We start from the raw sequence: 14,055 nt of genomic DNA, 5'->3' as shown, positions 1-14,055 counted from the left end.
GGCCCGGCGCGTTAACGGCCACTCCGCCGCAGCCCGGGGGAGCGGAGGACGACGGCGGCACCCGGCTGCCGCCGTCGTCCTCCATACACCCGATTAAGGCGGGAGATCAAGCCGTGCTAGACTTTATGTAATTGTTCTGTGTGGCAGTGGATGAAGGCCGCCGCAGCATCATTTTGGTTTTGTTCTCATGGTGTTGGGTGTGGAGTCTGTTTCCGGGTTGCGGGCAACTTGCGCAACGAATGCCGCACTTTTGCACGCCTACCGGAAGTTCCGGCCGGCCGCATGAGCAACGCCAAAGTTCCCACATGTGCACCGGCTGGCGCCTGTGCGTGGGGGCAGAGATCAAACAACGGAGAACACGAAAGTGCCTACGATTAACCAGCTGGTCCGCAAGGGCCGCACGCCGAAGGTCTCCAAGACCAAGGCTCCCGCGCTGAAGGGCAGCCCGATGCGCCGCGGCGTTTGCACCCGCGTCTACACCACCACTCCGAAGAAGCCGAACTCGGCCCTTCGTAAGGTCGCACGTGTGCGCCTCAACGGTGGCGTGGAAGTTACCGCCTACATCCCCGGTGTTGGCCACAACCTGCAGGAGCACTCCATCGTGCTCGTCCGTGGTGGTCGTGTGAAGGACCTCCCGGGTGTCCGCTACAAGATCGTCCGCGGCGCCCTCGACACCCAGGGTGTCAAGAACCGCAAGCAGGCCCGCAGCCGCTACGGCGCAAAGATGGAGAAGAAGTAATATGCCTCGCAAGGGTCCGGCCCCGAAGCGGCCGCTCGTTTCAGATCCCGTCTACGGCTCCCCGTTGGTCACCCAGCTGATCAACAAGGTCCTGATTGACGGCAAGAAGTCCACCGCCGAGCGCATCGTTTACGGTGCACTCGAAGGTGCCCGCGCCAAGACGGGCGGCGACCCCGTCGCAGCCCTGAAGAAGGCCATGGACAACGTCAAGCCTTCCCTGGAAGTGCGTTCCCGCCGTGTTGGTGGCGCCACCTACCAGGTTCCGGTTGAGGTCAAGCCGGGTCGCTCCACCGCCCTCGCACTGCGTTGGCTCGTGGGCTACTCCAAGGCCCGCCGCGAAAAGACGATGACCGAGCGCCTCCAGAACGAAATCCTGGATGCCTCGAACGGTCTCGGTGCCGCTGTCAAGCGTCGCGAAGACACCCACAAGATGGCCGAGTCCAACAAGGCCTTCGCACACTACCGCTGGTAAAACTTCCCGGACGCCGCCGGCTCCACCGAGCCGGCGGCGGACGTGCAGTCCATCCGAAAGGGAGACCCCGTGGCACAGGACGTGCTTACCGACCTTAACAAGGTCCGCAATATCGGCATCATGGCCCACATCGATGCCGGCAAGACCACCACTACCGAGCGCATCCTGTTCTACACGGGTGTGAACCACAAGATCGGCGAAACGCACGACGGCGCTTCGACGACCGACTGGATGGAACAGGAAAAGGAACGCGGCATCACCATCACGTCCGCGGCCGTGACCTGTTTCTGGAACAAGAACCAGATCAACATCATCGACACCCCGGGCCACGTGGACTTCACGGTTGAGGTTGAGCGCTCCCTGCGCGTCCTCGACGGTGCAGTTGCAGTGTTCGACGGCAAGGAAGGCGTGGAGCCGCAGTCCGAGACTGTTTGGCGCCAGGCTGACAAGTACAACGTTCCGCGTATCTGCTTCGTCAACAAGATGGACAAGCTGGGCGCTGACTTCTACTTCACCGTAGACACCATCATCTCCCGCCTCGGTGCCAAGCCGCTGGTCATGCAGCTGCCGATCGGCTCCGAGAACGACTTCGTTGGCGTCGTCGACCTCCTTGAAATGCGCGCACTGGTTTGGCCGGGCGACGCCAAGGGCGACGTGACCATGGGTGCTTCCTACGAGGTCCAGGAAATTCCTGCGGACCTCAAGGAAAAGGCCGAGGAATACCGCGCACAGCTCGTTGAGACTGTTGCCGAGGCTTCCGAGGAACTCATGGAGAAGTACCTCGAAGGTGAAGAACTCACCCTCGAAGAGCTCAAGGCCGGCATCCGCAAGATGACCATCAACTCCGAGCTCTACCCGGTCTTCTGTGGTTCTGCCTTCAAGAACCGCGGTGTCCAGCCGATGCTCGACGCCGTCGTGGACTTCCTGCCGAACCCGCTCGACGTTCCTGCGATGATCGGTCACGATCCCCGTGACGAAGAGAAGGAACTGACCCGTAAGCCTTCCGCTGACGAGCCGTTCTCCGCTCTTGCGTTCAAGATTGCTGCCCACCCGTTCTTCGGCCAGCTCACCTTCATCCGCGTGTACTCCGGTCACGTTGATTCCGGTGCGCAGGTGGTCAACTCCACCAAGGGCAAGAAGGAACGTATCGGCAAGCTCTTCCAGATGCACGCCAACAAGGAAATGCCTGTTGAGGGCGCTACCGCCGGCCACATCTACGCTGCGATCGGCCTGAAGGACACCACCACCGGTGACACCCTCTGCGATCCCGCAAACCAGATCGTCCTCGAGTCCATGAGCTTCCCGGAGCCCGTGATCTCTGTTGCGATCGAGCCGAACACCAAGGGTGACCAGGAGAAGCTCTCCACGGCTATCCAGAAGCTCTCCGCTGAGGACCCGACCTTCCAGGTCTCCCTCAACGAAGAAACCGGCCAGACTGTTATCGCGGGTATGGGTGAACTCCACCTCGACATCCTCGTTGACCGTATGCGCCGCGAATTCAAGGTTGAGGCCAACGTCGGCAAGCCGCAGGTTGCTTACCGCGAAACCATCAAGCGCGCTGTGGAGAAGGTTGACTTCACCCACAAGAAGCAGACTGGTGGTTCGGGTCAGTTCGCAAAGGTCCAGGTCTCCTTCGAGCCCCTGGAAACCACGGACGGTACCTTCTACGAGTTCGAAAACAAGGTCACCGGTGGCCGTATTCCGCGTGAATACATCCCCTCCGTTGACGCTGGTATCCAGGACGCCATGCAGTTCGGTATCCTGGCCGGCTACCCGATGGTGGGCGTCAAGGCGATCCTGCTCGACGGTGCTTACCACGATGTCGACTCCTCTGAAATGGCGTTCAAGATCGCCGGCTCCCAGGTGTTCAAGGAGGGTGCCCGCAAGGCCAACCCTGTCTTGCTCGAACCCCTGATGGCCGTCGAGGTCCGTACCCCTGAGGAATACATGGGTGACGTGATCGGCGACCTCAACTCCCGCCGTGGCATGATCCAGTCCATGGAAGATGCTGCAGGCGTGAAGGTTGTTCGTGCGAACGTTCCGCTGTCCGAAATGTTCGGCTACATCGGCGACCTGCGGTCCAAGACCCAGGGCCGTGCTGTGTACTCGATGACGTTCGACAGCTACGCGGAGGTCCCGAAGGCAGTAGCCGACGAGATCATCCAGAAGACCCGCGGCGAGTAATCACCCGGTAGCGGATGCAATTCCGGTAACCGGGAAGGCATCTCAGCGCGAGTGGCGGGGCCACGGCGAAGGTCGTGGCCCGGCCCCCTGCGCGAACAGACTCCAGGAACTAGTATTGGTTCCTGAATCTGAAATTTCACCAAAACCAAGCCCCCAAGTAGACTTGCTAGAGTTTCTGCCGCGAAAAGCGCGGCCGAGGAGCACGTCACTTGAAATCGTTCTAGGAGGAACCTGTGGCAAAGGCAAAGTTCGAGCGGACTAAGCCGCACGTCAACATCGGCACCATTGGTCACGTTGACCACGGTAAGACGACGCTGACTGCCGCCATTTCCAAGGTGCTGTACGACCAGTACCCGGATCTCAACGAGCAGCGCGACTTCGCGTCCATCGACTCTGCTCCGGAAGAGCGCCAGCGCGGTATTACCATCAACATCTCCCACGTGGAGTACCAGACCGAGAAGCGTCACTACGCACACGTTGACGCCCCGGGTCACGCTGACTACATCAAGAACATGATCACCGGTGCTGCCCAGATGGACGGCGCAATCCTCGTGGTTGCTGCAACCGATGGTCCGATGGCTCAGACCCGTGAGCACGTTCTGCTCGCCCGCCAGGTTGGTGTTCCCTACCTGCTGGTCGCACTGAACAAGTCCGACATGGTCGAGGACGAGGAACTCCTCGACCTCGTTGAAATGGAAGTTCGTGAGCTCCTGAGCTCGCAGGGCTTCGACGGTGACGACGCTCCTGTCGTTCGCGTTTCCGGTCTGAAGGCTCTGGAAGGCGACCCGGTTTGGGTCAAGTCCGTCCAGGACCTGATGGCAGCTGTCGACGAGTCCGTTCCGGACCCCGTACGTGACCGCGACAAGCCGTTCCTGATGCCGATTGAGGACGTCTTCACCATCACCGGCCGTGGCACCGTTGTTACGGGCCGCGCCGAGCGTGGCACCCTCGCCATCAACTCCGAGGTCGAGATCGTTGGCATCCGCCCGATCCAGAAGACCACGGTTACCGGTATCGAGATGTTCCACAAGCAGCTCGACGAAGCATGGGCCGGCGAGAACTGTGGCCTGCTGCTCCGTGGCCTCAAGCGCGACGATGTCGAGCGTGGCCAGGTTGTCGTCAAGCCGGGTTCCATCACCCCGCACACCGACTTCGAGGCAAACGTCTACATCCTTTCCAAGGACGAAGGCGGACGTCACAACCCGTTCTACTCGAACTACCGCCCGCAGTTCTACTTCCGTACGACGGACGTTACCGGCGTTATCACCCTGCCTGAGGGCACGGAAATGGTTATGCCCGGCGACAACACTGAGATGACCGTTGAGCTCATCCAGCCGATCGCTATGGAAGAGGGCCTCGGCTTCGCTATCCGTGAAGGCGGCCGCACCGTTGGTTCGGGACGTGTTACCAAGATCATCAAGTAGTTTCTGCTTGTCGATCGGGCGAGTCTCCGGCTGACGGAGGTTACCCACAGAAGAACCCCATCGCTTCGGCGGTGGGGTTCTTCTTTGTTATGATTTCTCTATCGAATGGATAAACCGGGCGGTCTGCCCGGACTCACCTTTGGAGTTGCCGTGCTGGGGTTCCTGACCGTCGTCGTCTTGCTGTTCCTTGCCGGCCTTAGCGCCGGGGCCTACGCCCTCGGTGTGGCTCGGGGCCGCTGTGTTGCAGGCTCACGGAGCGGTGCGGCGAGGGACGACGATGATGCTTACCGTGCGGCATACCTCGCGGGGCATCTGGCTGGCTGGCAAGACGCCGTAGCCAAGACGGCGCAAGCGAAGCAGGGCGAGGCAGCCCTTCCGCAGACTGTCCAGCCGACAGCGGCTGCTGCGCCATCGGTCGTGACGCAAGCTGCCCCTGTGCGTCCGGCCCCCGAGCGTCCTGCCCCTGAGCGTCCTGCGGCACCGCGCCCGGTTCACGGATCCCCGGTGCAGGGCTACTCGGTCTACGAGCCGCTGCGTCCGGCTGCAGGGTTCGCTCCGCCCCAGGGTGCCGCGCCGCAACGCGTAGTTCTTCCAGCCCCCATACCCAAAGCTCCCGGAGGTCCCGGGCAGATGCAGCCGCCACCGCAAGCTGCGCCGCCCTGGCAGGGTGAGACTCCCCAAGAGGCTGCTCAGCGCAAAGAGAAGCGCGACCGGCAAAACATCAACATCACCCTCTATGTGGCGAGCCTCCTCTTGGTCGCGGCCGGGGCACTTTTTGTGGGTACGAGCCTGCCTGAGTCCCTTCGTTTTGTTGCCATTTGGCTTATCACGGTGCTCTTCTATGCCGCAGGACTCGTGCTTCACCCACGCGTTCCGCGTCTCCGCCCCGCGGCAATGGCCTTCACCGGAACAGGCTTGGCACTGGTCCCTGTTACCGGCCTGGCCATGTACAGCTTCGCTTTGCACAACGGGCCCCTCGCGTGGCTGGTGACGTCTGTCCTCGGCACGATTGCCTACGTCTATGCGGCGATCCGCTTGGATAACAAGGTCCTGGCAGCCCTCTCGCTCAGCTTTGTGGTTTCCACGGCGTGGTCAGGTGTTTCGGTGCTGGGTGGGGCCCTCGTGTGGTACTTCACGGCCCTGATTGGCGTCGCCGTTTTGTTGACCCTGGCAGCCATCTTGCGCCCGCGGTGGATTCCGCCGCTCTACATACGTCCACTGATGGCGCTGCATCCGTTTGTGGTTCCTGCGGTGGGTGTAGCCGCCACGTTGACTCCCAACCTCATGGCCAAGGGGGAGTACTCCCTTGTGATGGCGATGTGCGGCGCCTATTTCGCTGTCATGCTGTGGGTTCCTGACCTGAAGTTCCGAACGTTGTACTTCTACGCCGCCAGGGCAGCGTTCTCCCTCGCCATCATCGCCGTGGTGTGGGATGTCACGGGAGAGGTCAGCCAGGCTTTGCTGGCAGCGGTCCTATGCCTCGGGATTCAGGCTCTCATTCTGGCTTTCGCCGGGCAGCGGATATCTCCAAAGACGTGGTGGACGGACGCTGTCTCATGCCTGGGCCTGCAGCTCGTGGTGGCCCTTGTCCTCGCGATCGTGCTCGCATTCAGTACCTCGGAACTACCCGCGTACACGGCCTTCTACGTCGTCTTGGCAACCTCAATGCCCCTGGGGTGGAAGCTACGCGGGGGAGTGGCTTTTGCCCCGGCAGCCGTCGTTGCCGCCGCCTCGGCCCTGGCCCCCATGCTGGGCGCGTGGCCACTCTTCGCGATGTTCGCTTCCTCGGGCCTGTTTTGGTTCGGCCTGGCGCTGCGAGCCCAGGGTGTGTACCGCAAGACGCTTGTGCTTTCCGGGCGGATTGCCCTTAGCCTCGCAGTTCCCTTCCTCATCACCGCGCTTTACCCGGAACGTCCGGACGCTGCCGCCCTAACAACTCTTGCATTGGTTGTAGTGTGCGCGGCCCAGCAAGTACTTGGCGCTGCGTTCGAGCGCTGGGGGGTTGGTCTGCTGGCCCCGCAAATCAGCGCCTTGGCGTTTGGCGGCGTGGGCATCACCGCTCTGGTGGTCCTTACCGTCCTGGACAAAGCGCCCGGCCATCCGGTCGTGGCGGCAGGAGTGCTCGCGGTCCTGGCGGGCGGTCTTATGGCCGGCATGCTCGCGTTTCCCCCTGTATCTCCGGCGGGCAGGGCGAGCCGGGCGGGCAGCGGGGCGCCGGAGTCATGGCGCCCGAACGGGATGGAGTTCCTGGCACCTGCCGCTGGCATGGTCTCCGCGGTAGTTGGTGCTGCGGTGGTTTCCCGGGGGATCGGGAACTTTGCGCTGCTGGCCCTTGCTATGTACTTCGTTGTCACTGCCTTGCGCCTTCCCGGATCCATGCATCGCCAGTGCTACTGGTGGCTCGCGCGGGCTACCGCCACAGTGCTGGCTGCTTCGGCCTACGTGGATCTCTCCAGTGCGGGCTACGCACTTTCCGTGGGCGGCGAGGAGGCAACGCCCGCAACGGTCATCGTCTGGGTGCTCGGCGCGCAATTGGTGGCGGTATTGGCGGTAGGCCGCAAGGCGATGTCCTTGAGCCTGCTGATGGTTGATGCGGGCGTGTTGTTGGCCTTGATGTCGATCGCCACCGCCGCCCTGAGGTTCCCCGTGGTGCTGCATTCTTCACCGCACGACGGGTGGCAGCCCGGAGCCGCAGCCATCATCACCGCAGCGGGGGCTCTCGTCGCCGCCGTCATGCTGCGCAAGCACCGTGTGGCATGGCTATTGGCTCCTGCCGCCATGCACCTTTTGGTTGTTCGCGGGCACAATGTCCGCGATGTTGAAATCCTGCTGGGGCTCTTTACCGCCTACGCAGGCTTCATGGTTGGGCTGACGCGCGAAGCACGATTGCGCGGAGCCTATCTCCTGGCAGGCCGGGTGCTTTTCACGGCCTTCGCGACGATTGTGGTCGCTGACGCCGCCGAATCCGCAGCAGCTGCTTCATTGGCACTGGCCGGTCTCGTCTTCATCCAGATCGCACTGCATCCCATCGTCCGGCGGCGTTTCGACGGCTCGCCGCTGCTGAAGGAAGCCTTGTGGGCGGGGCTCGTTGTCCAGCTGCTGCTTCCGTGCTGGTACCTTTGGGCCTGGGATTTCGACGGCGGTGGACGCTGGGTGGTTCTGTGCGAACTGACCCTGGCCATCGTTGCAGCAGCACTCGTATGGCGGGACCAGCGCCATGCAGCGGCGTTGTATGCCGGAGTGGTTGCCGTGGCCGGGGTGGTTGTAGGCGCCGGTCCCGCGTTGACCTTTCCCTCGGGTACTTGGCTGCACCAGGCCGTCCTCAGTGAACTCCACGTGCCGGCCGTACTCTTGGGCCTGGCTGCTGGCCTCACTGCGCTAAGGGTCTTCCTCGGCCGCTTGAGTACAAGCCCCGCCCGCCCGCAGCTGAAGTGGTCCTGGTTCGCCAGCGCGTTGTTCTTCGCATCGGTGGCCGGCATCTTCTCGGTCGATGCCAGCCGCATCCTTACGGGTCTGGCCGTCCTGACCGTGGCCCTCGTCTTCTATGCAGGTTCGCATCTGGAGGACCGTCCCCGTTTCTACGCCGCGGCCGCGTCCACAACACTGGTGGGGGCGGTAACGGGCGTCGAGGGTTGGCTGAACGAATCCGGAGCTACTACGGCATTTACCGGCGCGTGGCCTGACCTCTTGCCTTGGCTCGTCGGAGGAGTTGGGACGGGCTTGATCCTCTACGTATGGCGGCTGCTGGGAGGGCCGGCCATCACGGCCGAGCCGTGGAGGCGCTACTCGCTCTCAGCGACAACCGGGGCCGGGCTTCTGGCCACGGCCATCCTTGGGCTGGTGCATGACGAAACCGCCTTCACCGGTGCATTCCTGACGGCGGCGGCCGCTGTCCTCCTGGTGGTGGAAATTCCCGTTGGGAAGCACCTGGCCGCCGAGGTGGGAACCGTGGTGGTTGTTGTGGCCTTCCAGCGGGCGGTGATCTTTGTGGACAGCACCAGGCCGGATTGGTTCTGGGCTGCCCAGTGGTTCGTTGTGGCCGGCGCAGTTTTAGCAGGCCTGCGCTACAACCAGAAGCAGCGCGCGGCCGGGCGGTCGAGGTTGGGGATGGCTTCCGGTGTCCTGTCCCTCAGTTCTTTGGCAACCATCTTCGCTGGGACACCGTCGCAACAGATCTACGTTCTGGCGGTGCACGCGGTCCTCCTCGGGGCCGGGCTGTTGCTGTCCGAGCGGCTATTCGTCGGCTGGGGTGCCGTGGGCGTGGCAGCGAGCGTGATGTGGGCCCTGCGTTCGTATGCTTTTGCGATGCTGGCACTTGTTGCCATAGTGCTGATCGTCCTGGCTGTCTGGCGTCTGAACAGTCGGCCCCAAGAGCCGGGCGTGGTTGGCCCGAAGGGCGGGGAGCACACGCACGACCGAGTCGGATAGTGTTGCTCCCAAAGAGAGGATCACCATGGAATTCCTGATTTTTCTGGTCGTTATCGCAGCCATCGCCGGCTCTGTTGTGTGGGGCCGGAAGTACTTCCGGCACGAAATCGACCGGGCGAAGCGGATCAACCGGGCCAACAAAAACAAATAGCACTCGGGCGGCAAAGCGTTTTACGCTCACGGGCAGAGGTTTTAACCCGCTTGGACTACAGCTGTTGTTCGCGGCGGCGCGCCCGTTCCAAGGACCGCAGCCAGTAGAACGACTCTTTGGGCGTTCGTTCCAAGGTGTCGAAGTCCACGTGAACCAAGCCGAAACGCTGCGAATAACCCGCGGCCCACTCAAAGTTGTCCATCAACGTCCACACGTAGTAGCCGCGGAGGTCGATTCCCTCCGCGTCCCCGCCCGGGCCTGTTGCCGTTAGCGCATGGCCCAGGTGCTCAGCCAGGTACGTAATCCTGTTGGTGTCCTGGAGCGGGCTGGTCACGTGGTCGGGCTCGGGGAAGCTTGCACCGCCTTCCGTGATGTAAATGGGTGGAAGTGCCTCCCCGTACCTCTGCTGCATTTCCTGCAAAAGGGTGGTCAACTGATCCGGCGCCTCGGGCCATCCGAATCCGGTGGTCTCATATTCGTCGTATACCGCAAGATGGAACGGCACGTTCACCATCTCTTGTGCAGCTCCAGTCGGGATTTCGGCAGGACCGGAGCCGGACGCAACCTTGAGCGGGTAGTAGTAGTTGAGGCCGTAGAAGTCCAACGGCTGGCTAATGGTCTTCAAGTCGTCATCCTGCACCGGGCCCAAGGAACGGAACAGTGGCGAAAGGGCCAGCGGCGGCTTCGGGTATTCGCCCAGGAGGATGGCGTCGGCATAGATGCGGTTGAGGATCATGTCGAGGGCATCGGACATGAGCCGATCGGAAAGTTTGTTGCTGGCCGGCCGAACGGGCGAATGCATGTTGGAAATGCCGATCTGTCCGGAAACGCCGGCAGCCCGCAGTGCCTGAACCGCGAGCCCGTGGCCAAGCAACTGGTGATGGGCTGCCGGGAGGCAATCGAACAGAAGCTGGTTGCCGGGGGAGTGGGCGCCCAGTGCGTACCCCTGCAAGGTCACCGAGACAGGCTCATTCACGGTTACCCAAGAATCCACCCGGTCGCCGTACCGCTCGGCAACGATCGCGCTGTACTCGGCAAAGCGATGGGCGGTCTCACGGTTCAGCCAGCCGCCGGCATGTTCCAAGGGAAGCGGCGTGTCCCAGTGGTACACGGTCACCATGGGAGAGATCCCGGCGGCCAGCAGCTTGTCGATCAGCCGGTCGTAGAACTCAAGGCCACGGGGATTGACGGCGCCCTTCCCCTCCGGCTGGATCCTCGGCCACGACAAGGAGAACCGGTAGGAATCGACGCCGAGCTCCTGCATCAGGGCGATGTCTTCGTCTGCACGGTTGTAATGGTCGCAAGCGATCGCGGGAGAGCCGCCGTCGACGATTGTTCCCGGCTTCTCCGCGAAGGCGTCCCATCCTGCAGGGCCCCGGCCATCCGCAGTCAAGCTGCCTTCGATCTGGAAGGCTGCGGTCGCGACGCCCAAGGTGAAACCGGGGCGGAGGCGTGCCGCCAAATCCTCTACGGAACCCGTATCCTGGACAGTCATGCATTTATCATCCATAGCTGCTGCCGCCACTGGCAATGGGCCGCGAGCCCTCGATTAGCCTTTGGTCCATATTTCCGGCATACTGGATGAGTTGTTCAAGCGCTTCTTCGTGTCCCGATTCGGATAATGCCGGATGTCAGGGTCCAAGCTGAAGCCCAAACATAACCCTGAACCCCATGGAATGCGGTCGAGTTTGCGTGAAAATCGCGACACGCCCGACCGCGGGGGTCGGTGCGCCGGCAGGTTGAGGAACCCGGAGTTTCCGGATTCAGCTTGTGCGGCGTGTGGTGGTACAACCTCAAACGCTTCGGCGGCCACATCAACAGGTAAGTAAACAGAGCAGCCCTAACTAGAGCAGCACTAGCTGAAAGAGAGTCAGGCGACATGGCGGGACAAAAAATCCGCATCCGGCTGAAGTCATATGACCACGAGGTCATTGATGTTTCAGCGCGGAAGATCGTTGAGACGGTCACGCGCGCAGGCGCAACGGTAGTCGGCCCGGTGCCGCTGCCGACGGAGAAGAACGTTTACTGCGTTATTCGCTCTCCGCACAAGTACAAGGACAGCCGTGAGCACTTCGAAATGCGTACTCACAAGCGTCTGATCGACATCATCGACCCCACGCCGAAGGCCGTTGACTCGCTTATGCGTCTCGACCTGCCTGCAGACGTGAACATCGAAATCAAGCTCTAGGGAGGTGCTGAGAGACTATGACCGCAACCCGTAACGTGAAGGGCCTGCTGGGCACGAAGCTCGGCATGACCCAGGTCTGGGACGAGAACAACAAGCTCATCCCGGTAACTGTTGTCCAGGCTGACTCCAACGTCATCACCCAGCTGCGCAACGCAGAGGCCGATGGCTACGTCGCCGTACAGATCGGCTACGGCCAGATCGACCCCCGCAAGGTCACCAAGCCGCTGGCTGGTCACTTTGAGAAGGCCGGCGTAACTCCTCGCCGCCACGTCGTCGAACTGCGTACCGCAGACGCCGCATCCTACGAGCTGGGCCAGGAGCTCTCTGTTGAGATCTTCGAAGCCGGCCAGAAGATCGACGTCGTCGGCACCTCCAAGGGTAAGGGCTTTGCCGGTGTTATGAAGCGTCACGGCTTCTCCGGTGTCGGCGCTTCCCACGGTGCCCACAAGAACCACCGTAAGCCTGGCTCCATCGGTGGCGCATCCACCCCGAGCCGCGTCTTCAAGGGTCTGAAAATGGCCGGCCGCATGGGCGCCGTACGTCACACCACCCTGAACCTCACCGTTCACGCTGTTGACGTCGAGAAGTCGCTGCTCCTTATCAAGGGTGCCGTCCCCGGTGCCCGCGGCCAGGTCGTACTCGTACGTTCCGCCGTGAAGGGAGCCTAGTTAAATGACTAGCACTGTCAAGGTAGACCTGCCTGCAGAGATCTTCGACGTCCAGACCAACGTGCCCCTGCTGCACCAGGTCGTCGTCGCACAGCTCGCTGCTGCGCGCCAGGGTACCCACAAGACCAAGACCCGCGCCGAGGTTTCCGGTGCAGGTCGCAAGCCGTTCAAGCAGAAGGGCACCGGTCGCGCCCGTCAGGGTTCCATCCGTGCTCCCCACATGACCGGCGGTGGCATCGTCCACGGTCCGACCCCGCGCGACTACAGCCAGCGCACCCCCAAGAAGATGAAGGCTGCTGCTCTCCGTGGCGCCCTCTCTGACCGCGCCCGCAACGGCCGCATCCACGTTATTGAAGCCCTGGTTGCCGGCACCAAGCCGTCCGCCAAGGAAGCACTGGCGTCGCTGCGTGCAGTCTCCGAGCGCAAGAACCTGCTCGTCGTAATCGAGCGCGCCGAAGACGTTGCTGCACTGTCCGTGCGCAACCTCGCAGATGTTCACGTTCTGTACGCAGACCAGCTGAACACCTACGACGTGCTCATCTCCGACGACGTGGTCTTCACCAAGGCTGCTTTCGACGCGTTCGTCGCTGACAAGGCAAAGAACGAGGAGGCCTCCAAGTGAGCGTAACCACCATCAAGGACCCGCGCGACGTCGTGCTTGCACCCGTCGTTTCGGAAAAGAGCTACGGTCTGATCGACGAAGGCAAGTACACCTTCCTGGTGGACCCCCGCTCGAACAAGACCGAGATCAAGCTGGCCGTGGAGAAGATCTTCTCCGTCAAGGTCGAATCGATCAACACCATCAACCGTGCCGGTAAGCGCAAGCGCACCAAATTCGGCTGGGGACAGCGCAAGAGCACCAAGCGTGCCATTGTCACCCTCAAAGAAGGCACAATCGACATCTTCGGCGGTCCGCTCGCGTAGCGGAGACCACTTTAACGAGGAATTAAATTATGGGAATCCGTAAATACAAGCCGACTACCCCGGGCCGTCGTGGCTCGAGCGTAGCCGACTTTGCTGAAATCACGCGGTCGACTCCGGAAAAGTCGTTGCTGCGTCCGCTGCACAAGACCGGCGGCCGTAACAACACCGGTAAGATCACCACCCGTCACAAGGGTGGCGGACACAAGCGCCAGTACCGTCTGATCGACTTCCGTCGTCACGACAAGGACGGCATCAACGCCCGCGTTGCCGAAATCGAGTACGATCCGAACCGCACGGCTCGCATCGCCCTCCTGCACTATGTTGATGGCACCAAGCGTTACATCATCGCTCCGAACAAGCTGTCCCAGGGTGACTTCGTCGAGGCTGGCCCCGACGCTGACATCAAGCCGGGCAACAACCTGCCGCTGCGCAACATCCCCGTCGGTACCGTGATCCACGCAGTTGAACTGCGTCCGGGTGGCGGCGCCAAGATGGCCCGCTCCGCAGGTGCTTCGGTCCAGCTCGTCGCCAAGGAAGGCCGTTTCGCCCAGCTGCGTCTGCCCTCCGGTGAAATCCGCAACGTTGACGTGCGCTGCCGCGCAACCGTCGGCGAGGTCGGCAACGCCGAGCAGTCGAACATCAACTGGGGCAAGGCCGGCCGTATGCGCTGGAAGGGCGTTCGCCCGACCGTCCGTGGTGTAGCCATGAACCCGGTTGACCACCCGCACGGTGGTGGTGAAGGTAAGACTTCCGGTGGTCGCCACCCGGTCAACCCGAACGGCAAGCCCGAGGGCCGTACCCGCCGCCCGAACAAAGAGAGCGACAAGCTTATTGTTCGTCGCCGCCGTACTGGCAAGAACAAGCGATAGGAGCCTGG

At 62.2% G+C, this 14,055-nt stretch carries 12 protein-coding genes; 11 read left to right on the top strand and 1 reads right to left on the bottom strand.

Translation table 11 applies throughout. The features are described from left to right. Positions 1–364: 364 nt before the first annotated feature. The 6 genes from rpsL to QN084_RS04645 all read left to right on the top strand — a co-directional run bounded on the left by rpsL (position 365) and on the right by QN084_RS04645 (position 9,398). Entirely contained in the window at positions 365–739 is a 375-nt protein-coding gene (gene rpsL / locus QN084_RS04670; protein WP_009358312.1) for a 30S ribosomal protein S12, read from the top strand. A gap of 1 nt (position 740) precedes the next feature. Then, positions 741–1,211, top strand: coding sequence for a 30S ribosomal protein S7 (rpsG, locus tag QN084_RS04665; protein WP_021472399.1), 471 nt, complete (start codon positions 741–743; stop codon positions 1,209–1,211). A 69-nt stretch (positions 1,212–1,280) separates the two neighbouring features. Next, on the top strand, positions 1,281–3,395 hold the full coding sequence (gene fusA / locus QN084_RS04660) for an elongation factor G (protein ID WP_021472400.1): 2,115 nt from the start codon (positions 1,281–1,283) through the stop codon (positions 3,393–3,395). Between the two features lie 233 nt (positions 3,396–3,628). Further along, positions 3,629–4,819 carry an elongation factor Tu gene (tuf, locus tag QN084_RS04655; protein WP_021472401.1) on the top strand — a complete coding sequence of 397 codons (1,191 nt, stop codon included), beginning with the start codon at positions 3,629–3,631 and terminating at the stop codon, positions 4,817–4,819. Positions 4,820–4,924: 105 nt separating this feature from the next. After that, entirely contained in the window at positions 4,925–9,247 is a 4,323-nt protein-coding gene (locus tag QN084_RS04650) for a hypothetical protein (protein ID WP_139126843.1), read from the top strand. 25 nt (positions 9,248–9,272) lie between these two features. Next, positions 9,273–9,398, top strand: a complete 126-nt coding sequence (locus tag QN084_RS04645; protein ID WP_021472403.1) for a hypothetical protein — start codon at positions 9,273–9,275, stop codon at positions 9,396–9,398. A gap of 55 nt (positions 9,399–9,453) precedes the next feature. On the opposite strand, the gene QN084_RS04640 is transcribed toward QN084_RS04645, so the two are convergent. After that, a complete protein-coding gene (locus QN084_RS04640) occupies positions 9,454–10,893 on the bottom strand; it encodes a GH1 family beta-glucosidase (RefSeq protein WP_021472404.1) in 1,440 nt (479 codons plus the stop codon). 384 nt (positions 10,894–11,277) lie between these two features. On the opposite strand from QN084_RS04640, the gene rpsJ reads away from it, so the two are divergent. The 5 genes from rpsJ to rplB are packed head-to-tail and all read left to right on the top strand — an operon-like array spanning position 11,278 to position 14,047. Next, a complete protein-coding gene (gene rpsJ, locus QN084_RS04635; protein ID WP_003803825.1) occupies positions 11,278–11,586 on the top strand; it encodes a 30S ribosomal protein S10 in 309 nt (102 codons plus the stop codon). 17 nt (positions 11,587–11,603) lie between these two features. Further along, on the top strand, positions 11,604–12,254 hold the full coding sequence (rplC, locus tag QN084_RS04630) for a 50S ribosomal protein L3 (RefSeq protein ID WP_021472406.1): 651 nt from the start codon (positions 11,604–11,606) through the stop codon (positions 12,252–12,254). A gap of 4 nt (positions 12,255–12,258) precedes the next feature. Beyond that, entirely contained in the window at positions 12,259–12,876 is a 618-nt protein-coding gene (rplD, locus tag QN084_RS04625; protein ID WP_021472407.1) for a 50S ribosomal protein L4, read from the top strand. Next, complete coding sequence (gene rplW, locus QN084_RS04620; protein WP_021472408.1) at positions 12,873–13,178, top strand: 50S ribosomal protein L23; 306 nt, start codon at positions 12,873–12,875, stop codon at positions 13,176–13,178. The genes rplD and rplW overlap by 4 nt, the downstream gene beginning before the upstream one ends. Positions 13,179–13,207: 29 nt before the next feature. Then, positions 13,208–14,047 (top strand): 50S ribosomal protein L2, encoded by an 840-nt coding sequence (gene rplB, locus QN084_RS04615; protein ID WP_021472409.1) that lies wholly within the window; start codon positions 13,208–13,210, stop codon positions 14,045–14,047. Positions 14,048–14,055 lie beyond the last annotated feature (8 nt).

Source organism: Paenarthrobacter sp. R1 (assembly GCF_030264015.1).
Taxonomy (GTDB): domain Bacteria; phylum Actinomycetota; class Actinomycetes; order Actinomycetales; family Micrococcaceae; genus Arthrobacter; species Arthrobacter ureafaciens.
The sequence above is the reverse complement of the archived record's forward strand: the minus strand, read 5'-3'. Positions and strand labels throughout refer to the sequence as shown.

Excerpts from the sequence above, each read along its gene's own strand:
- rpsG (WP_021472399.1), top strand. The coding sequence starts at position 741 with ATGCCTCGCAAGGGTCCGGCCCCGAAGCGGCCGCTCGTTTCAGATCCC.
- QN084_RS04645 (WP_021472403.1), top strand. The coding sequence starts at position 9,273 with ATGGAATTCCTGATTTTTCTGGTCGTTATCGCAGCCATCGCCGGCTCT.
- rplC (WP_021472406.1), top strand. The coding sequence starts at position 11,604 with ATGACCGCAACCCGTAACGTGAAGGGCCTGCTGGGCACGAAGCTCGGC.
- rplD (WP_021472407.1), top strand. The coding sequence starts at position 12,259 with ATGACTAGCACTGTCAAGGTAGACCTGCCTGCAGAGATCTTCGACGTC.
- rpsJ (WP_003803825.1), top strand. The coding sequence starts at position 11,278 with ATGGCGGGACAAAAAATCCGCATCCGGCTGAAGTCATATGACCACGAG.
- QN084_RS04650 (WP_139126843.1), top strand. The coding sequence starts at position 4,925 with ATGGATAAACCGGGCGGTCTGCCCGGACTCACCTTTGGAGTTGCCGTG.
- QN084_RS04640 (WP_021472404.1), bottom strand. The coding sequence starts at position 10,893 with ATGACTGTCCAGGATACGGGTTCCGTAGAGGATTTGGCGGCACGCCTC.
- rplB (WP_021472409.1), top strand. The coding sequence starts at position 13,208 with ATGGGAATCCGTAAATACAAGCCGACTACCCCGGGCCGTCGTGGCTCG.